Genomic DNA, 19656 nt, shown 5'->3' on the forward strand with positions numbered 1-19656 from the left:
CCTTTCAAACCGGATACACCATGACTGCTTTTGATAAACACCAGGTTGCCGTTTTCCGCTTCGTCCGCTGCGCGTTCGCCGCGGACACCGGCGTGGCGCAGCTGGTCTACGCCTTCGATGACGGCCCGGAACTGATCGAGACGGTCACCATCCCCGGTGCGCCGTTCGTGCTCGAGGGCGACCGCGCCGAAGCGGTGCAGCGCGCCCTGCGCCTGCTGCACCTGATCGCCGGTGTGAGCTATTACAAGGCGGGCGTTCCCGAGCAGGTGCGCATCGACAGCTACGCCATCGATGCGGCCACCGCCGCGCTGGTCGAGACGGTGTACCTCAACGGCCTGGGCGAGTTCGCCTACCGCAATGGCCTGAACCTGCGTGGCCGGTTCCGCCTGCCGGTGGAGGGCGAGGCCTTCGCCGCGCCGGCACTGGGCCTGCGCGAACACGCGCTGGTCGCCATCGGCGGCGGCAAGGATTCACTGGTCAGCATCGAAGCGCTGCGCCACCTGGGCATCGCCGAGACCGTCACCTGGATCGGTGGCTCGCAGCTGATCCGCGCCTGCGCCGAGCGCACCGGCCTGCCGATCCTCAACATCGGCCGCACGCTGGCCCCGGAGCTGTTCGAGCTCAATCGCCAGGGCGCCTGGAACGGGCATATCCCGGTCACCGCGGTGAACTCGGCGATCATGGTGCTGGCCGCGCTGCTGCAGGGCGTGGACCAGGTGGTGTTCTCCAACGAACGCTCGGCCAGCTATGGCAGCCAGATTCCCGGCACCGGCGAGGTCAACCACCAGTGGTCGAAGGGCTGGGCGTTCGAGCAGGCCTTCGGCGAGCACCTGGAGCAGCACGTTGCGGCGGACCTGCACTATTACTCGCTGCTGCGCCCGCTTTCGGAGCTGGCGGTGGCGCGTCAGTTCGCCAAGAGCGATTTCTACGACGCGCATTTCTCCAGCTGCAACCGCAACTTCCACATCCTGGGCGAGCGCCCGGTGAACCGCTGGTGCGGTGTCTGCCCGAAGTGTCACTTCGTGTTCCTGGCGCTGGCTCCGTTCATGCCGAAGATGCGCCTGGTCGGGATCTTCGGCCGCAATCTGCTCGACGATATCGAGCAGGCCCCGGGCTTCGATGCGCTGCTGGAATTCCAGGACCACAAACCGTTCGAGTGCGTCGGCGAAGGCCGCGAATCGCGAGCGGCGATGGCGACCCTGGCCGCGCGCCCGGAGTGGAATGAAGACGCGCTGGTGAAGCGTTTCGTCCACGAGATCCGCCCGCAGCTGGAGGCCACCGAACTGCAGATCGAACCGCTGCTGGTACTGGAAGGCGAACACCGCATTCCGCCGGCGATCTGGGAGCGCCTGCGTGCGAATTTCGCAGCTTGAGGGCAAGCGCGTTGCCCTGTGGGGATGGGGACGCGAGGGGCGCGCTGCGTTCGGCGTGCTGCAGCAGCGGCTGCCATCGCTGCCGCTGACCCTGTTTTGCCCGGAGGCCGAGGCCGCCGCGGCGCGCGAGGAAACCGGCGCTGCGCTGACGGTGCGATCGGAGGTCACCGGCGAGGCGCTCGCCGCGTTCGACGTGGTGATCAAATCACCGGGCATCAGCCCGTATGGCGAGGCGGCGCTGCACGCCGGGGCGCAGGGCACGCAGTTCATCGGCGGTACCTCGCTGTGGTTCGCCGAGCAGGCCGCCGCCGACGGCATCGTGCACGACACCGTGTGCGTGACCGGCACCAAGGGCAAGAGCACCACCACCGCGCTGCTGGCGCACCTGCTGCGTGCCTCCGGCGCGCGCACCGGGCTGATCGGCAACATCGGCCTGCCGCTGCTGGAAGTGCTGGCGCCGCAGCCCGCGCCGCAGTACTGGGCGGTGGAACTCTCCAGCTACCAGACCGGCGAGGTCGCGCGCAGTGGCGCGCACCCACAGGTCGCCATCGTGCTGAACCTGTTCCCCGAACACCTGGACTGGCACGGCAGCGAAGCGCGCTACATCGGAGACAAGCTGCAGCTGGTCACCGGGGCCGCGCCGCGGATCGCGGTGCTCAACGCAGCCGATCCGCACCTGGCCGGGCTGTCGCTGCCCCGCAGCGAGATCATCTGGTTCAACCAGCCGCTGGGTTGGCACATGCGCGGCGATGTCGTGCATCGCGGCGAGCAGCCGGTGTTCGATACCTCGCATACTCCGCTGCCCGGCCGTCACAACCGCGGCAACCTGTGTGCGGTGCTGGCGGCGATCGAAGCGCTGGGCCTGGACGCAGTGGCGCTCGCGCCGAGGGTGCAGGACTTCCGCCCGCTGCCCAACCGCCTGCAGACGATCGGGACGCGCGAGGGGATCACCTACGTCAACGATTCGATCAGCACCACGCCGCACGCGAGCCTGGCGGCGCTGGAATGTTTCGCCGGGCACCGCATCGCGCTGCTGGTGGGCGGGCATGATCGGGGTCTGGACTGGCACGACTTCGTCGCGCACATGGCGCACGACGTGCCGCCGGTGGAGATCGTCACGATGGGCGCCAACGGCCCGCGCATCCACGCACTGCTGAAGCCGCTGGCCGATGCCGGCCGTTTCGGTCTGCATGCGGCCGCCGATCTGCCCGAGGCCATGCAGCTGGCGCAGGCCGCGCTCGGCGGGCAGGGCGGGGTGGTGCTGTTGTCGCCGGGCGCGCCCAGCTATGGCGTGTACCGCGACTACGTCGCCCGTGGCCGCCACTTCGCCGAACTGGCCGGCTTCGATCCCGATGCGATCACGGCGATCCCGGGCATCGGGATCGCCTGATAGGTCGCTGTAGAGCCGACCGTTGGTCGGCTGCCTGGGATCCTGCGATCAGGCGTCTTCTTCATCGATGAACGCGTAGTCCCCATCGATAAGCTGCTGCAGGTATACGTCGAAACCCGGCGCGATTACCCGGTAGCTGTCCGGGTCGTGCAGGTAGCGCACCACCTGGCCGACGGTGCCGCCCGGCGCGGGATCGAAATCCAAGTACAGCACCGAAGTGCCACCGTTGTTCATGCAGTGCGAGAAGCACAGGCGCTTGCCCATCGGCAGGTCGGCATCGATGCCGTCGCCGAGAATCTCCGGGTCTTCCTCCAGCCATTCCTCGTAGATCGAGCGGATGCTGTCATCCCACTGCGCGCTGTCCTCGAAGACCTGGTCCACCGAACGCAGGTAGTAGGGGTAATGCCCCTCTTCGACGTCCGAGCCCAGCATCAGCACCACCACCTCGCCGCCCGGGTAGGCGCGGAAATGCGTGCCATCCACCCGCGCCAGCAACGCGACCAGGCTCTCGGGCGCCTGTGGCCAGCGCTCGCGCAGGCGCTGCAGATCGGCCGTGCTGGCGCCCTCGACCCACGCCCACATCCTCGCATCGTCGTCGGGCAGGCGCGGCACCAGGCCGGAGAGGAAGCGGTCGACAAGGCTCATGGGGTATTCCGTACACGGGGCCGGCCAGCCTGCCATAACAGGGACGGAGGGAGTTAATCCAACAACAGGGACGGCGGTGATCAATCCAGATCAGGTCGGGCGTGGCCGGCCTGCCGGATCACGGGGGGCCGTCGACCCGGCGCTTCTACACGGTGCCGTCAACCGGCCGTCATACACTCGGGGCTCTTTCGGTCGGGAGCAGACGCATGAACAGGCAATGGCGGTGGGGTGCGGCGGTGCTGTTGGGCATGACGGCGTTGCCCGCGCTGGCGGCAATGCAGGCCAAGCCGGTGGAGTGGACCCAGGACGGCACCACGTTCAGTGGGGTGCTGGTCTACGACGACAGTGACAATGACAAGCGCCCCGGCCTGGTGATGGTGCCGAACTGGAAGGGCGTGAACGACTCGGCCATCGCCAAGGCCAAGCAGCTCGCCGGCGATGACTACGTGGTGCTGGTCGCCGATGTGTACGGCAAGGGCGTGCGACCGACGACCGACGCCGAGGCCGGTCCGGTGGCGACCAAGCTGCGCAACGACCGCCCCGTGCTGCGCGCCCGTGCGCTCAAGGCGATCGAGGTGCTCAAGGCCCAGGCCGGCAAGACGCCGCTGGATGCCAGCCGGATCGGCGCGGTCGGGTTCTGCTTCGGCGGTACCACGGTGCTGGAGATGGCGCGCGCCGGTGCACCGCTGGCTGGCGTGGTCAGCCTGCACGGTGGCCTGGGCTCACCGCTCCCGGCCAAGGCCGGCGGGACGCATCCCTCCGTGCTGGTGCTCAATGGCGCCGACGACAAGGGCGTAAGCAAAGCGGACATCGCCAGCTTCGAGCAGGAAATGAACGCGGCGAAGGTCGACTGGGAGTTCACCAACTACAGCGGCGCGGTGCACTGCTTCGCCGAATCCGATGCCAACAGCCCGCCAGGCTGCCTGTACAACGAACGGGCGGCCAAGCGTGCCTGGAAGGCACTGGATGAATTCTTCGAGGAGCGGTTCGAGACCAGAGCCCGGTGAGGAGCAGTTCGAGACCACCCCCCGGTAGAGCCGAGCGTTGGTCGGCTGCACCGCGCATGGCGTGGTGCGTTCATCGGTGATCGTGGTGCGGGGGCGAAGCGCAGCCGACCAACGGTCGGCTCTACCTCTGAGGGTTACGACCGTGGGTCGTCACGCCCTCGGTCAATGCGAACGCTGCACCGCGTAACGGGCCAGCCCGCGCAGGGCGGCCACGGCATCGTTGTCGGCCAGGCCGTCGAGCGCACGCTCGGCGGCGTCGGCATACTCCTCGGCGCGCGCGCGGCTGTAGTCCAGCCCGCCGGTGGCGTGGATGGCCGCCAGCACTTCCGGCATCGCCTCGGCGTCACCGTTCTGCACGATCTCGCGCAGGCGCTCGCGGGTGGTCGCATCCGAATGCGCCATCGCGTGGATCAACGGGAGGGTGGCCTTGCCCTCGGCGAGGTCGTCGCCCAGGTTCTTGCCCAGCTCATCGGCGTTGGCCGAGTAGTCCAGCACATCGTCGGCAATCTGGAAGGCGTAGCCCAGGTGCATGCCGTAGTCGTACAGCGCCTGCTGGGTGGCCTCATCGACACCACTGGCCAGCGCGCCCAGACGGGTGCCGGCGGCGAACAGCACCGCGGTCTTGCGCTCGATCACACGCAGGTAGGCGGCCTCGTCGGTATCCGGGTTATGCACGTGCAGCAGCTGCAGCACCTCCCCCTCGGCGATCCGGTTGGTGGTGTCGGCCAGGATCCGCATGACCGGCATGCGGTCCAGTTCGACCATCAGCTGGAAGCTGCGCGAGTACAGGAAATCGCCGACCAGCACGCTCGGGGCGTTGCCCCACAGCGCATTGGCGGTGCTGCGGCCACGCCGCAGGCTGGATTCGTCCACCACGTCGTCGTGCAGCAGGGTGGAGGTATGGATGAACTCGATGATCGCGGCCAGCTGGTGGTGTTCCGGACCGGCCTGGCCGACCGCGCGGCCAGCCAGCATCACCAGCATCGGGCGCAGGCGCTTGCCGCCGGCCGAGATGATGTGGTCGGCGATCTGGTTGATCAGCACGACATCCGAGGACAGTCGGCGACGAATCAGCGCATCGACGGCGTCCATGTCGGGCGCAGCGAGCGACTGGATCTGGGGCAGGCCCAGCGCGGGGCGGGTGTCTTCGGTGATGGTCATGCGGTCTGACTTTCAGGCTTGGCCGGAATTATAGGCGGTGCCGTCGTATTCCGCCTGCGAAGACGCGCCTGTGGCCCGGCCAAGGTGCGCGGCAGACGCGGGGCGGGGGCCGGACCCTGCCTATCCTGGGCGCCGCCACCGATGCGCCATGCCCGGTTGGCTGCCGCCCGGCCGGGCGCCGGCAATGCGCCGCACACCGCCATCTGGCGTGAATACGTATGCATCCGACCCCACCGCTGGAGGCGCCCCGCTAAGCTTGTCGGGTTCGTTTCTGGCCCCCTCGCGGGTGCCGTGGAAGCCCGAAGGGGGGCCTCAATGTCGCAGTCTCCATGGTGGCGCGGTGCCGTCATCTATCAGATCTACCCGCGCAGTTTCCTGGATGCCAATGGCGATGGCGTGGGCGACCTGCCCGGCATCATCGAACGCCTGGACTACGTGGCCGCGCTGGGCGTCGACGCGATCTGGGTCTCGCCGTTCTTCAAATCGCCCATGGCCGACTTCGGCTATGACATCGCCGACCACCGCGATGTCGATCCGATGTTCGGCACGCTGGCCGACTTCGACCAGCTGCTGGCCAAGGCGCATGCGCTGGGCCTGAAGGTGATGATCGACCAGGTGTTCAGCCATACCTCGATCGAGCATGCCTGGTTCCAGGAGAGCCGCCAGGACCGCACCAATTCCAAGGCGGACTGGTACGTATGGGCCGACCCGCGCGAGGACGGCACCCCGCCCAACAACTGGATGTCGATCTTCGGCGGCGTGGCCTGGCAGTGGGAGCCGCGCCGCGAGCAGTACTTCCTGCACAACTTCCTGGCCGACCAGCCCGACCTGAACTTCCACAACCCGGCGGTGCAGCAGGCCACGCTGGATTACGTGCGGTTCTGGCTGGATCGCGGCGTGGACGGCTTCCGCCTGGATTCGATCAACTTCTGCTTCCACGATGCACAGCTGCGCGACAACCCGGCCAAGCCGCTGGAGAAGCGCCTGGGCCGTGGCTTCAGCGCGGACAACCCGTACGCCTACCAGTACCACTACTACAACAACACCCAGCCGGAGAACATCGGTTTCATCGAGCGGCTGCGCGTGCTGCTGGACGAGTACCCCGGCTCGGTCAGCCTGGGCGAGATCTCCGCGGAAGATTCGCTGGCCACCACGGCCGAGTACACCGCGCCGGGCCGGCTGCACATGGGCTACAGCTTCGAGCTGCTGGTGAAGGATTTCAGCGCCGGTTACATCCGCGATACGGTGTCGCGGCTGGAAGCGACGATGACCGAAGGCTGGCCGTGCTGGGCGATCTCCAACCACGATGTGGAGCGCGCGGTGACGCGCTGGGGCGGCCATCCGGCCCAACCGCGGTTGGCGCGGATGCTGGTGGCGATGCTGTGTTCGCTGCGGGGTTCGATCTGCCTGTACCAGGGCGAGGAGCTAGGGCTGGGCGAAGCGGATGTGCCGTTCGAGGCGCTGCAGGATCCGTATGGCATCACCTTCTGGCCGAACTTCAAGGGCCGCGATGGCTGCCGCACGCCGATGCCGTGGCTCGATGCGCCGAAGGCGGGGTTCACGACCGGTGAGCCGTGGTTGCCGATTCCCGCCGAGCATCAGGCCGCCTCGGTAGCGACGCAGGAACATGATCCGCATTCGGTGTTGAATGCGTTCCGTCAGTTCCTGGCGTGGCGGCGCACGATGCCGACGCTGTTGGTGGGCGATATCCGTTTTCTTGCGTGCGCCGAGCCGGTGTTGATGTTCGAGCGGGTGCACGGGGAGGAGACGCTGCTGTTGGCGTTCAATCTGTCGGCGGATCCGGTGCGGGTGTCGCTGCCGGTGGGAGACTGGCAGGTGGTGCAGGTGCCGGGTCCGGACGCGGGCGAGGTTGTTGGTAGTGAGCTGGTGTTGCCGGCGCAGTCGATGTATTGCGCGCGACGCGGCTGATCAGGTTTTCCGGTGGTATTGAGAGGGCGGGGCCAGGTGCCTCGCCCTTTTTTTGTCTTGCGTTTGTGCGTTGAGTACAGCCACAGCCACAGCCACAGCGCTCAGGGCTGCGGTCGTGCTGGTTTGGGCGGGCAGGGGTGGGTCAGCGGGACCCGCTGCAAGTACGTCCATGTAAGCTCGTATGCCGCCATCCATGGCGGCATACGGTCCCGCCAACCCACCCCTGCCCACCCTTTCACAGTGTGTCGGTGTGCAAGGGAAAGGCGATGCCGGGCAGGCACGACATCGCACCGGCGAGGCTGATGTTGACCGGAATTCGAAAGGCTTGAGCTGACGCGCTGGTCTCAGGCGTTGAAGCAGTTGAAACAGTTGAAACAGTTGAAGCATTCACAACGGTCGTATCGGCCAGTGCGGTCGAGATGATCGGTGTGATCGGAACGGTCCAGGCGGTCACGGCAATCGGGGCGTTCGACGTAGTCGGCACGGTCAAAAGTGTCGAGGCGGCCGAACTGCTCGAGCTGGTCCTAACCGCAGATACCTCGTTCGATCTCCCTTTGCTCTGCTCTGGTTTGCGTTGCAGTGCACTGCACTGCACTCCCACGGCCACCAACCAACTGTCGAAGGGCGGGGGTGTGTGGGTTGGCGGGACCGTTGTGCCGCATCGATGCGGCTCACGAGCCCCATGGATGGGTTTACGGCGCGTCCCGCGAACCCACACACCCCCGACCAGGCCACGGACAGTCGGCACTGACGCTTTTGAGAGGGCAGAGGGAAACCAACAAAAAACCCGCTGCAAAGGCAGCGGGTTCTTCAAACGCTTGATGCTGGCACTACGTCGCTGAAGCAAGCTCAATCAGAACTTGTAGTTCACGCCCAGCATGTAGGTGCGGCCCCACTCCACGTACTCCAGCGGGCGATCCTTGGTGCCGGCATAGGTCCGATACGGCTCGTTGGTCAGGTTGCTTCCCTGCAGCAGCAGCGTCAGCCCATGCAGGCTGCTGCTGTCGGCGAAGGTGTAGCTGACCTGCGCATCCGTCACGTTCTCGCCGACCACGTATCGCAGGGTGCGGTTGCCGTTGAAATTGCCGATCTCGCCGATGAAGTCCGAGCGACGGCGCTGGCTCACGCGTGCCTCGAACCCACTGCGCTCGTAGTACGCGGTGAAGTTGTACACGCGCTCGGACAGGCCCGGCAGGCTGATCGGATCGCTGCCCACGCTGGAGGCGCTTTCCGGGTCCAGGATCTTGATGTCGCTGTCGTTGAACGTCGCACTGGCCTGCACGCCGAAGCCGCGCAGGCTCTCGGTCAGCATCTCCAGCGGGAACGAGGCGGTCAGCTCCAGGCCCTTCAGCTTGCCACCCTGGCCGTTCTGCGGGGCCGAGAAGGTGCCGGTCGGCAGCACCGGCACGATCATGCCCGGCTGCGGTACGTAGCTGGCCAGCAGGTCGCTGAAGTCGTAGTCATCGCGCGACTGCGTATAGACGTAGGACTTCAGGTCCTTGAAGAACACTGCGGCGGCCACGTAGGCCTTCTCGCCGAAGTACTTTTCGTACGAGAGGTCGATGGCGTTGGCGCGCCATGGATCCAGCAGCGGGTTGCCACCGCTGCCGCCGGGCTTGCCGGTGGCGGTGTCCACGCCGAACTCCAGGCCGGCACGCATCTGGTCCACGCGCGGGCGTGCCACCTGCTTGGCCACGGCGAAGCGCAGTGTCTGCTGGTGCGGGAACATGAAGGCCAGGTTCAAACTCGGCAGCCAGTCGGTATAGGTCTTGCCGTCATCGATCGGCAGGATGTTCTGGCCGTCCGGCCGCGAGCGGTCGAAGTAGTTGGACTGCGAGCTCTGGTCGGTACGCACCATCTGTACGCCGATGTTGCCGCGCAGGCCCACCTCGCCCAGGTCGGTATTGATGTTGGCGCGGATCCACGCGGTGCTGGTCTTTTCCTGCACCGTCCAGGCCTTGGGAATCAGGTAGTCCAGGTTGGTGACCGGGTTGAACACCATGTAGCGGTCCACCGCGGCCGGGACGTTCCAGGCGGGGATGTAGCCGATACCGGCGAAGCCCAGATTGACCGGCGCGTACTGCAGGTCACTGGCGATGTTGGCATCGCCCTGGTCGCCCAGCAGGATGTTGCCCTCGGCCTGGGTCTTGTCCTTGCGGCGGTCGGCGTAGTTCACGCCCACGTCCACATCGGAGAACCACGGCAGCGAATCGGGCATCGCAAAGGTGGCCTGCAGGCGGGCGCCCTTCAGGCGGTCTTCGACCATCGGCACCTTGCCGTAGCCCGAGCCGTAGATGGTGTTGGTCAGGAACAGCGCGTCCGGGTTGGAATAGTCCAGGCCCGGGCTGATCTGTGAGAAACCGTCCGGTTTGACCACCACGCCGACCGAATCCAGCTGCGGCATCGGCGTGAGCTGCAGGTTGTTTTCCAGATTCAGTTCGTTGCGCGTGGCCTTGGAGTAGTTCACATCGGCGACAACCTTGACCCGCTCGAAGTTGAACTCGTTGTTCCAGCCGAACGCGTCGATCTTGTCCTTGCGCTTGTTGTACATGCCGCGCACCAGCGGGTACACGCCGGTCGCCACGCCACCGGCGAAGGTGCCGTCGGCGTTGATCTGCGGGTTGGTGATCAGCAGGCCCGGGGTATAGCCGCCGTTGTAGTTGCTGAGGTTGACCTCGAACTGGTTGGCAGTGTCGATCTGCTCGGCTTCGGTGTGGAAGGCATCCAGCGTGCTGGTCCACACGTTCGACGGACGGAACTGCACGGTGGCCATCACGCCGTCGCGCTCGTTGTTGCCGGTGCGGCGCAGGGCCTTGATGCCATCGGAGAACACGGTGCCCGGCGCCAGGCCGGGGCGGTTGCCCTGGTCGGTCTGCTCGGTGGTCCATGGCTCGTACAGGCCGACCTGGTTTTCCTGGATGGGCATGTCGCTGTGCGCGTAGCCGATCGAGATGCCCAGGGTGTTGTCCAGGAACTGATCGATGTAGCTGGCGCTGAAACGGTTGCCGTACGGGTCGACGTTGGCGGCCTTGCCCAGCGAGCTCCTCTGGTAGCGGCCGCTGATGGCGATCACGCGCTCGGCGAAGCTCAACGGACGCACGGTCTGCATGTCGATGGTGCCCGACAGGCCCTGGCCGACCAGGGCGGCGTCCGGGGTCTTGTAGACAGTCACGCCGTTGACCAGTTCCGAGGGGTACTGGTCGAACTCGACGCTGCGGTTGTCGCCGGTGCTGACCACTTCGCGGCCGTTGAGCAGGGTGGTGGCGAAATCCGGCGACAGGCCGCGCACGCTGATGACCTGGGCGCGGCCGGCCACGCGCTGCGCGGCCAGGCCGGGCAGGCGGCCCAGCGATTCGGCGATGCTCACGTCAGGCAATTTGCCGATGTCCTCGGCCGAGATCGCTTCGACCACCGAGGTGGCGTCCTGCTTGATCGCGATCGCGTTCTCGATGCCACGGCGGATGCCGGTGACCTGGACGGTGTCCAGGTTGGTTGCCGTATTTCCGGTCGGTGGGGTGGTGGTACTGGATTCGGCGGTCTGCGCCGACGCCATCAACGGCGTCAGGGCGACGGCCAGCGCGAGACTCAGCGCGCTGCGCTTGCGGTTCAACATTTTCCCCTCCCAGGCAATGTTGCCAATCGATTTTGTGGTTGCCCGGAGGACCCGGGAGCGTCACGGCGCGGTGGCCGTTGACTGCGTGGCTATGGTAGGCAGCGCGCCTGCCGCGGGAATCACCCTGCATACGTATTCAATGACGTTTGCCGTGTTGGAAGCGATTACAGGTGCGTTGGCGCATGCGCGCCACCGCGCCACCGCGCCACGGTTTGCCGTGCAAACGTCATGGGCCTGCGTCGAGACCTCTGATCAGGTCTACAGCGGGGTAAAGCGGATCGCCTGGCCGCCGCCCGGCGCAAGCACCAGCGTCAGCGCGTCGGCGCTGGTGACCTCGCGGGTCTCGCGCACGAAAGCGAAGGGGTTGCTGCGGAAATCGGCGCCGTCCCCATCGCGATAGATTTCCGCCCGGTAACGTACGCCCGGCTCCAGGAAGCCCAGCGGGATGGGCAGCACGCGGCCATGTTCGTCGGTGATGCTGCCAAGGAACCAGTCGCGGCTGTGGCGGTCCCTGCGCACGATGGTCACGAAGTCGCCCACCTCGCCGTTGAGCACGCGGGTGTCCTCCCAGTCCACCGCCACATCTTCGATGAAGCGGAAGGCCTCACGGTGCTGCTCATAGTGCTCGGGCAGGTCGGCGGCCATCTGGATCGGGCTGTAGATCGTCACGTACAGGGCGAGCTGGCGCGCCAGCGTGCTGGGGATCGCCTGGCCGCCACGGCCCTTCAGGCTGAGGATGCCGGGGGTGTAATCCATCGGCCCGGACAGCATCCGGGTGAACACCAGGTTGACCTCGTGCTCAGGCGGATTCGGCGGCTGTCCCCAGGCGTTGTACTCCATCCCACGTGCACCTTCGCGGGTGATCCAGTTCGGGTAGGTGCGGCGCAGGCCGGTGTCCTTGATCGGCTCGTGCGGGTTCACCGCGATATGCCGTCTGGCCGCCTCCTGCACCACCTTGAGGTGATGGCGGGCCATGAACTGGCCATCGTGCCACTCGCGCCACAGTGGCCCACCCGCCGGGTTGCGCCGATCCACCTGGCCGTCATCGCACACATAGCCGCTCTTGAACGAGTCCACGCCCAGCCGCGCGTAGAGATCCAGCGCCGCGCCGAGCTGATCCTCGTAGTGTTCGATGGCGCAGCCGGTTTCATGGTGGCCGATCAGGTGTACGCCCTTCGTCGCGCCGTAGGTCGACAGCGCCTCGATGTCGAAGTCCGCAGTGGGCCGGGTGAAATCGAATGCGTAGCCGTTGCCGACCCAGTCGCCGTTCCAGCCAGGGTTCCAGCCTTCCACCAGCACGCCGCGGAAGCCATGCCGGGCAGCGAAGTCGATCACGCGTTGGGTCTTGGCCGTGGTGGCAGCATGTCGCGGGCCGGTGGCCCAGCTTTCCTTGTCCAGATGCATCGACCACCACACACCCAGGTACTTGGAGGGCTTCACCCAGCTCACGTCACCCAGCACATTGGGTTCGTTGAGGTTGAGGATCAGGCTGGATTCGACCAGCCCGCCGGCGGTGTCGCTGATCTGCAGCGTGCGCCACGGCGTATCGAAGGGCAGGCTGCGCCGCACTTTCCAGCCTTCGGCCGAGGGTGACAGCTGCGCCCGCAGGCGCTGGCCTTCGGTGCGGCGCAGCCACATGCCGGCGTAGTCCACCAGGGCCGCTTCATGGATGGAGACATGCAGTCCATCGCGGCTGCGCAGCGTCATCGGCGTGTGCGCAAGCGGCACCTGGTCCAGCGGCGTACGCTGGTAAAGATATTCGTAGTGGATCGGCTCGCCGGCCGGAATCCACCAGGCGGTGGCGGTCGGTGCGATCGCGAACTCGGTCAGCTCATCATCGATGATCGCCTCGCGCATCCCCGGCTGCTGCGGGAAGCGATAGCGAAAGCCCAGGCCGTCGTCGTAGACCCGGAACACCACATCGATGCGCCGCTTGGTGCCGCTGCGCTCGACCAGCTGCACCACCACTTCGTTGAAGTGGTTGCGGGTCAGCCGGCGCTCGCCCCAGGGCTGCTCCCAGGTCTCATCGACGCTGCGCGACTGCTGGCCGACCACGGCAAGGTCGCGGTCCAGGCGGCCATCGCGCAGTTGGAAGCCGAGCTTGGAGTTGTCCACCACCGTTTCGCCGAAACGGTCCACCCGGTAGCTGGGGTTGCCACCATCCAGTTGCAGCGACACGCGCAGTACCTTGCCGGGCGACTCGACACTGGCGACAGTGACCGGCTGGGCGAAGGCGGTGGCGCTGAATGCGCAGAGGATCCAGCCCAGCAGGGGCAGGCGACGACGTGCGAAATGCCCGTTTGTTGGATGCGACAGTGACGGCATTTCCCCTCCCAAGGCGGCCGAAAACACCCCCGGACTATAGCGAGGCGGTCACGATTGCCGACCGCCCTGGCCATGAATACGTATGCAGCTCGATGCAGGCTGCGGCGTGCCGTCTACCATGGGCCCAAGGCACCCTGGGAGGGGGCCGCGAGCGCATTGCCGCGAGGCGGTGCGGACCTACAACGCGAGCAAAGGGGAGGGAGGCAACAGGCGCGAGCCGGTTCGCCACTTCGATGCTGAAGATGATCTGCCTGACCGTTGCCCTCGGGGCAGCGATGGGGTCCACCGCACGTGCGGCCGACCTGGACTTCGATGGCCGCCATGCGCGTGCCGAGACCGCCGTTGAAGGTGGCTACCGTCTGCACGCACCGCAGGGCGAGGTGCGCGTCAACGCGCAGCCGATGCGCAGCGAAACCGGCAGTGTGCTGTTCGATGCGCTGTTCGGGCTGGCCCAGCAGGAGATGGATGCCGACCGCGTGGAGGCGATCCGCGACCCGGCCTTCAATCACGGTAAGCCCGTGGACTGCGAGTGCTTCCAGACCGGCGAGCGCTGGCCCTATGTGTGGACCCGCGATGTGAGCTTCGCCGCGGATCTGGCGCTGTCGCGTCTGGATCCGGTACGCACGCGCCAGTCGCTGCAGTTCAAGCTGTCCACCGCACGCGATGGGCATACGCCAGGCCTGTTCGTCGCCCAGGACACCGGCTCCGGTGGTAGCTGGCCGATCAGCAGCGACCGCGTGGTGTGGTTCCTGGCCGCACGCGGGCTGCTGGATGACGCGGCCTTTGCCGACCAGGTCTGGCAGGCACTGCAGGCCACCCTGGCGCAGGATCGTGCAGCGGTGTTCGATGCACGGATCGGCCTGTATCGCGGCGAGACTTCGTTCCTGGATTGGCGTGAGCAGACCTACCCGGACTGGACCCGCGAAGACGTGCGCTTCATCGGCGAGTCCTTCGCGCTGTCCACCAACGTGCTCCACTACCAGGCCCTGCGGCTGGCCGGGCAGCTGGCACGCCAGCACGGCGATGCGCGGGCTGCCACGTACGGTCAATGGGCCGACGCGCTGGCCCGCCAGATCGACGCGCGCTTCTGGCGCGAGGATGCCGGGCAGTACATGAGCTACATCGGTGAAGCCGCGCACCCGGTGCCGTATGCCAAGTACGACCTGCTCGCGCTCTCGCTGGGCGTGCTGGCCGATGGGTTTCCGGCCGATCGCGCGCGGCGTGCCCTGTCGAACTACCCGGCCGTGGCCGGTGGCAGTCCGGTCGTCTGGCCGCAGGAAGCCCAACAGCCGATTTACCACAACCGCGGCATCTGGCCCTTCGTCAGCGCGTACTCGCTGCGCGCGGCGCGCCGGCTGGACGATGCCCCGCGCATCGCCATGGAGATCGAGTCACTGATGCGCGGCACTGCGCTGGCCGGTTCCAACATGGAGAACTACGAGATGCGCACGCTGGCGGTGCATGTCGATGAAGGTGCCCTCAGCGGCCCGGTGGTCAATTCGCCACGCCAGCTGTGGTCGGTGGCCGGCTATCTCTCGATGGTGCTGGAAGGTGTGTTCGGCGTGGAGGACGACGGTCGTATCGCGCCGAAGCTACCGGTGTCGCTGGTGCCGACGCTGTTCGGTGCGCAGGACCGCATCCGCCTGGACGATGGCGAACAGCGTTACGTGCTGGTGCGACCGAAGCAGCTTGCCGGCGAGCTGTTGGTGGCGGGTGATATCCAGCGCGACGGCACGACCACCACGGTGCAGCTGGTGCCGTTGCATGCCACGGGCGCGACGCCATCACCGGCCATCCTGCGTCCCTCGGCGGTGTTCGCCCCGGCCACCCCCGCCGCCCCGGTGCCGCGTGAAACGACGGCTGGCTGGCAGATCACGGTGCCTGTCGGGCACGTGCTGTGGCGCGACGGCCAGCAAGTAGTGCCCGTGCAGGGTGTCGCCACGCTGGTCAAGGACGGTGCCAGCCACTGCCTGAGCCTGACCCGCCGTGCAGGCGCGCTGGAATCGCTGCACAGCCCGATGACCTGCATCGGCCCGCAGCAGGTGCTGGCCGGCGACACGCAGTGGGAGTGGACCGCACCGACCGCCGGCCGCTGGCGTGCACGGCTGCGATACAACAACCCCAACGGCCCGATCAACACCGGCGTGACCGCAGCGGTGAAGACGCTGGTGCTGCAGTGTGCGGGCCAGCCCGAGCAGCGCCGCCCCATCGTGATGCCGCACAGCGTGGGCGAACAGGATTCAACAGCCGTAGAGTTCGAGACGCCGGCAGGGGCCTGCCGCATCTCGCTGGAGGAGGGCTTCAACATGAGCGCGCTGACCCACTTCGCGCAGTACAACGGCGGCAAGGGCGGCAGCGCGGGCGTGCTCAACCAGGCGCGCGTATCCGCACTGACCCTGATGCCGGTGGCGGCCTCGACGGAGCCGCGCCGATGAGCCGTTCGCCCAAGCCGACGCTGTCGTTCTGGCAGATCTGGAACATGTGCTTCGGCTTCCTCGGCATCCAGTTCGGCTTCGCGCTGCAGAACGCGAATGCCAGCCGCATCTTCGAGACGCTCGGCGCCCCGATGGATGCGGTGCCCGGGCTGTGGATCGCCGCGCCACTGACCGGCCTGCTGGTGCAGCCGGTGATCGGCTACCTGTCCGACCGCACCTGGACGCGCTGGGGCCGCCGTCGCCCGTTCTTCATGATCGGTGCGGTACTGACCACGCTCGCCCTGCTGGTGATGCCGAATTCGCCGACGCTGTGGATTGCGGCCGGCACGCTCTGGGTGCTGGATGCTTCGATCAACGTATCGATGGAGCCGTTCCGCGCGTTCGTCGGCGATCAGCTGGCCCCGCGGCAGCGGCCGACCGGCTTTGCGATGCAGAGCTTCTTCATCGGCATCGGCGCCATCGTCGCCAGCTTCCTGCCTTTCATCCTGGCCCACTTCGGCGTGGCCAATACGGCCGCAGCGGGGCAGGTGCCCGATACCGTGCGCTACGCGTTCTACTTCGGCGCGGCGGTGTTGCTGGCGGCGATCACCTGGACGGTGGTCAGCACCCGGGAGTACTCGCCTGCCGAACTGGCCCGCTTCGACGATGCCGAGCCGGCCGCCGTGCACCACAGTGCGCGCGTGGCCGGACCGCCACCCTGGGCGCAGATCGGTGGCTGGGTGGCGGCCGGTCTCGTGCTTGCCGCCGCCATCGCGTCGCAGCAGGGTGACCGCATGCTGTATGTGCTCGCCGGCCTTTGCGTCGCCTATGGCGTGCTGCTCGGTGTGGCGCGCTGCGTGCCCGGCGCGAACATGCTGGCCACCATCGTCGACGACCTGCGTGCGATGCCACGCACCATGCGTCGCCTGGCGTGGGTGCAGTTCTTCTCGTGGTTCGCGCTGTTCGCGATGTGGATATACACCACGGCCGCCGTCGCCGGTACGCACTTCGGCTCGACCGATACCGCCTCGGCCGCCTACAACGAAGGTGCCAACTGGGTTGGCGTGCTGTTCGGTGCCTACAACGGGTTCGCCGCACTGGCGGCCTTGCTGATCCCGTTGATGGTGCGCGCACTGGGCCTGCGCTGGAGTCACCTGGTCAACCTGTGGCTGGGCGGCCTGGGGCTGATCTCGATGCTGTTCATCCGAGATCCGCACTGGCTGCTGCTGTCCATGGTCGGCGTCGGCTTCGCCTGGGCCTCGATCCTGTCGCTGCCGTATGCGCTGCTGTCCGACAGCGTGCCGGCGGCCAAGATGGGGATCTACATGGGCCTGTTCAATTTCTTCATCGTGATCCCGCAGCTGGTCGCGGCCAGTGCGCTCGGCTTCCTGCTGCGCACGTGGCTGGGCGGTGACCCGATGCACGTGCTCGCACTTGGGGGCGGTAGCCTGCTGCTGGCCGGCCTGTGCGTGCTGTATGTGCCATCCCAACAGGAGCGTGTCTGATGTCCCGGTATTCGTCGTTGTCGCTGGCCCTTTCATTCGTGCTGTCCGCCAGTCCCGCCCTGGCCGTCGAGCGCCCGGACTATGTCGGCACGCGTGAGCCGTTCGCCAGCCAGGCGGTCTACTTCGTGGTCACCGACCGCTTCGTCAATGGCGACCCGTCCAACGATCACCGCGACCAGGGCGGTGCACACCCCACCTTCGACATCCCGGTGCCGTGCCCGGACAAGGTGGACGGCAACATCGGCTATCTGGGCGGTGACTTCAAGGGGGTGCTCGACAACGCCGCGTACATCCGCAATCTGGGCTTCGGCGCGGTGTGGATCACCCCGATCATCGACAACCCGGACCAGGCCTTCACCGGCAGCAAGCCGATCAGCTGCACCAGCACGCTGACCGACCGCGGCAAGACCGGCTACCACGGCTACTGGGGCGTCAACTTCTACACGCTCGACGAACATCTGCCGAGCAAGGACCTGGACTTCGCCGATTTCACCCGTGGCCTGCACGCGGCCGATCTGAAGGTGGTGCTGGATATCGTGGGCAACCATGGCTCGCCCGCGTGGACGATGCCGGTGGCGCAGCCGCAGTTCGGTCAGATCTTCGACAAGGACGGCCGGCTGATCGCCGACCATCAGAACCTCCCGCCGCAGCAGCTGGACCCGGTCCACAACCCGTTGCACGCGTTCTACAACAACATCGGCCCGGTGGACGGGAAGAGCGGCTCGATCTTCGATGGCAACCTGGCCGAACTCTCCGATTTCAACGAGCACAATCCGGCGGTGATGGACTACCTGGTGGGCGCGTACCTGCAGTGGACCGCGCAGGGCGTGGATGCGTTGCGCATCGACACCATCGGCTGGCTGCCACACCCGTGGTGGCATGCCTTCGTCAACCGCATCCGCGCGGAGCATCCGGGCATGTTCATGTTCGGCGAAGCGTTCGACTACGACGCCAGCAAGATCGCCGAGCACACCTGGCCGGCCAATGCGAACGTCTCCGTGCTGGACTTCCCGCTGCGTGGCGCACTGTCGTCCGTGTTCGGCAAAGAACAGAAGGGCTTTGAGACGCTGGCCGAACCGCTGCACCTGCTCCATGGGCCATATGCGAATCCGTACGAGCTGATGAGCTTCTACGACAACCACGACATGGCGCGCTTGGACGCAACCGATGCCGGGTTCATCGACGCCCACAACTGGCTGTTCACCGCGCGTGGCATCCCGGTGATCTACTACGGCTCGGAAACCGGCTTCATGCGCAGCCGCGCCGAGCATGCCGGCAACCGTGCCTACTTCGGCCAGAAGCGCGTCGATGAGGCGCCGAAGAGCCCGATCTACGCGCCGCTGCAACGCATCGCCAAACTGCGTGAGGCCACCCCCGCCCTGCAGCGCGGGCTGCAGGTCAACGAGCGCCTGCACGGCGATGAAGCGGTGTTCTTCCGCGTGCTGCAGCAGGGCGATACCGCCCAGACCGCGCTGGTCCTGCTCAACAAGGGTGACACCGCCCGCACCCTTGAGGTCCGCCGCTATCTACAGGCCGGTACCTGGCGCGACGCACTGGGCGGTGCCAGCCAGACGGTGAAGGGGTCGCTGACTGCCGAGGTACCCGCACACGGCGTGCGCGTGTTCGTGCTGGATGCACCGGTCGACCAGACGGCGCTGCAGCAGCAGTTGAAGGCAGCGGTCGACGACCAGCGTGCGCGCACGAAGCGCCTGGCGAAGTAGCCGGGCGATGCCCGGTCTGCCGTTTGCGGTGGGCCGGGCCTTACAATCGGGCTCGCGACCGCGCAGTGCGGTCTTCCCGAGTAAGGTGTCCATGTCACGCCTGTCCCTGCGCCACGCAACGTCCGGCGACGCCGAGCGCCTGTTCCATCTGATGCAGTTCTACTACTTCGAGGCCTCGGCCTGGAGCGGGGAAGAGGTACGTCCCGACGGCCTGTTCGACTGTGACCGGCGCGACGTCGAGGCCTCGCTGCGCGATGACCCGCAGTGGGCACGGCTGCTGTTCGTCGACGAAGCACTCGCCGGCTTCGTGCTGGTGGACCGGGTGGAACGGGACGGGCACCACTATCCCGAACTGGCCGACCTCTTCGTGCTCCCCAAGTACCGGCGGCAAGGCCTGGCCGCTTATGTGGTCAGCACACTGCTGCGCCCCGGCGAGGGGCAATGGCTGCTCGCAGTGTTCCGCGGCGATCTGGCGGCGCATGCCTACTGGCTGCGGGCCCTGCCGCGGCTCGGTCTCCCGCATGTCGCGCTGGCCGAGGAAGACCCGACGTTCCACCTCTACCTCGTCGGCGA

Annotated in this window: 13 protein-coding genes; 8 read left to right on the forward strand and 5 right to left on the reverse strand. The window is 66.9% G+C overall.

Annotation, left to right across the window (positions count from 1 at the left end):
- The first annotated feature begins 20 nt into the window (after window positions 1–20).
- A complete protein-coding gene (gene murL, locus ORK51_RS16420; RefSeq protein ID WP_266085892.1) occupies window positions 21–1373 on the forward strand; it encodes a UDP-N-acetyl-alpha-D-muramoyl-L-alanyl-L-glutamate epimerase in 1353 nt (450 codons plus the stop codon).
- A complete protein-coding gene (murD, locus tag ORK51_RS16425) occupies window positions 1354–2763 on the forward strand; it encodes a UDP-N-acetylmuramoyl-L-alanine--D-glutamate ligase (protein ID WP_266085894.1) in 1410 nt (469 codons plus the stop codon). Before murL ends, murD begins: the two co-directional genes overlap by 20 nt.
- A 48-nt stretch (window positions 2764–2811) precedes the next feature.
- Here murD and ORK51_RS16430 read toward each other — a convergent pair whose 3' ends face one another.
- Window positions 2812–3408, reverse strand: a complete 597-nt coding sequence (locus tag ORK51_RS16430; RefSeq protein WP_266085896.1) for an SMI1/KNR4 family protein — start codon at window positions 3406–3408, stop codon at window positions 2812–2814.
- Window positions 3409–3614: 206 nt separating this feature from the next.
- Between ORK51_RS16430 and ORK51_RS16435 the strand changes: the two genes are divergently transcribed.
- Window positions 3615–4415, forward strand: a complete 801-nt coding sequence (locus ORK51_RS16435; RefSeq protein WP_266085898.1) for a dienelactone hydrolase family protein — start codon at window positions 3615–3617, stop codon at window positions 4413–4415.
- A gap of 162 nt (window positions 4416–4577) precedes the next feature.
- Here ORK51_RS16435 and ORK51_RS16440 read toward each other — a convergent pair whose 3' ends face one another.
- The gene (locus tag ORK51_RS16440; protein WP_070426810.1) at window positions 4578–5576 is read right to left on the reverse strand and encodes a polyprenyl synthetase family protein; all 999 of its coding nucleotides are present in this window, start codon (window positions 5574–5576) and stop codon (window positions 4578–4580) included.
- 315 nt (window positions 5577–5891) lie between these two features.
- Here ORK51_RS16440 and ORK51_RS16445 point away from each other — a divergent pair, with 315 nt between their 5' ends.
- Window positions 5892–7505: an alpha-glucosidase family protein gene (locus tag ORK51_RS16445; protein ID WP_070426811.1), complete on the forward strand. Its 1614-nt coding sequence runs from the start codon at window positions 5892–5894 to the stop codon at window positions 7503–7505.
- 235 nt (window positions 7506–7740) lie between these two features.
- Here the strand turns inward: ORK51_RS16445 and ORK51_RS16450 are convergent, their stop codons facing one another.
- The 3 genes from ORK51_RS16450 to ORK51_RS16460 all read right to left on the reverse strand — a co-directional run bounded on the left by ORK51_RS16450 (window position 7741) and on the right by ORK51_RS16460 (window position 13443).
- Window positions 7741–7959: a hypothetical protein gene (locus ORK51_RS16450; RefSeq protein ID WP_266085901.1), complete on the reverse strand. Its 219-nt coding sequence runs from the start codon at window positions 7957–7959 to the stop codon at window positions 7741–7743.
- A gap of 399 nt (window positions 7960–8358) precedes the next feature.
- Window positions 8359–11118, reverse strand: coding sequence for a TonB-dependent receptor (locus tag ORK51_RS16455; protein WP_070426812.1), 2760 nt, complete (start codon window positions 11116–11118; stop codon window positions 8359–8361).
- Window positions 11119–11376: 258 nt separating this feature from the next.
- The gene (locus tag ORK51_RS16460) at window positions 11377–13443 is read right to left on the reverse strand and encodes a glycoside hydrolase family 97 protein (RefSeq protein ID WP_261997804.1); all 2067 of its coding nucleotides are present in this window, start codon (window positions 13441–13443) and stop codon (window positions 11377–11379) included.
- A 233-nt stretch (window positions 13444–13676) separates the two neighbouring features.
- On the opposite strand from ORK51_RS16460, the gene ORK51_RS16465 reads away from it, so the two are divergent.
- The 4 genes from ORK51_RS16465 to ORK51_RS16480 form a co-directional block, all read left to right on the forward strand.
- Complete coding sequence (locus tag ORK51_RS16465) at window positions 13677–15878, forward strand: glucosidase family protein (RefSeq protein WP_266085905.1); 2202 nt, start codon at window positions 13677–13679, stop codon at window positions 15876–15878.
- On the forward strand, window positions 15875–17362 hold the full coding sequence (locus tag ORK51_RS16470) for an MFS transporter (RefSeq protein WP_266085907.1): 1488 nt from the start codon (window positions 15875–15877) through the stop codon (window positions 17360–17362). The genes ORK51_RS16465 and ORK51_RS16470 overlap by 4 nt, the downstream gene beginning before the upstream one ends.
- A complete protein-coding gene (locus tag ORK51_RS16475; RefSeq protein ID WP_266085909.1) occupies window positions 17362–19083 on the forward strand; it encodes an alpha-amylase family glycosyl hydrolase in 1722 nt (573 codons plus the stop codon). The genes ORK51_RS16470 and ORK51_RS16475 overlap by 1 nt, the downstream gene beginning before the upstream one ends.
- A 91-nt stretch (window positions 19084–19174) precedes the next feature.
- Window positions 19175–19656: GNAT family N-acetyltransferase (locus ORK51_RS16480; protein ID WP_266085911.1), on the forward strand; the 482-nt coding region annotated here is incomplete at its 3' end.

The sequence above is a fragment of the Stenotrophomonas sp. RIT-551 genome, assembly GCF_026241915.1.
GTDB classification, from domain to species: domain Bacteria; phylum Pseudomonadota; class Gammaproteobacteria; order Xanthomonadales; family Xanthomonadaceae; genus Stenotrophomonas; species Stenotrophomonas bentonitica_A.

Coding starts and splice junctions, on each gene's coding strand:
- ORK51_RS16470 (WP_266085907.1), top strand. CDS start 15,875: ATGAGCCGTTCGCCCAAGCCGACGCTGTCGTTCTGGCAGATCTGGAAC.
- ORK51_RS16430 (WP_266085896.1), bottom strand. CDS start 3,408: ATGAGCCTTGTCGACCGCTTCCTCTCCGGCCTGGTGCCGCGCCTGCCC.
- ORK51_RS16465 (WP_266085905.1), top strand. CDS start 13,677: ATGCTGAAGATGATCTGCCTGACCGTTGCCCTCGGGGCAGCGATGGGG.
- ORK51_RS16435 (WP_266085898.1), top strand. CDS start 3,615: ATGAACAGGCAATGGCGGTGGGGTGCGGCGGTGCTGTTGGGCATGACG.
- ORK51_RS16460 (WP_261997804.1), bottom strand. CDS start 13,443: ATGCCGTCACTGTCGCATCCAACAAACGGGCATTTCGCACGTCGTCGC.
- ORK51_RS16445 (WP_070426811.1), top strand. CDS start 5,892: ATGTCGCAGTCTCCATGGTGGCGCGGTGCCGTCATCTATCAGATCTAC.
- ORK51_RS16475 (WP_266085909.1), top strand. CDS start 17,362: ATGTCCCGGTATTCGTCGTTGTCGCTGGCCCTTTCATTCGTGCTGTCC.
- murL (WP_266085892.1), top strand. CDS start 21: ATGACTGCTTTTGATAAACACCAGGTTGCCGTTTTCCGCTTCGTCCGC.
- ORK51_RS16455 (WP_070426812.1), bottom strand. CDS start 11,118: ATGTTGAACCGCAAGCGCAGCGCGCTGAGTCTCGCGCTGGCCGTCGCC.
- ORK51_RS16440 (WP_070426810.1), bottom strand. CDS start 5,576: ATGACCATCACCGAAGACACCCGCCCCGCGCTGGGCCTGCCCCAGATC.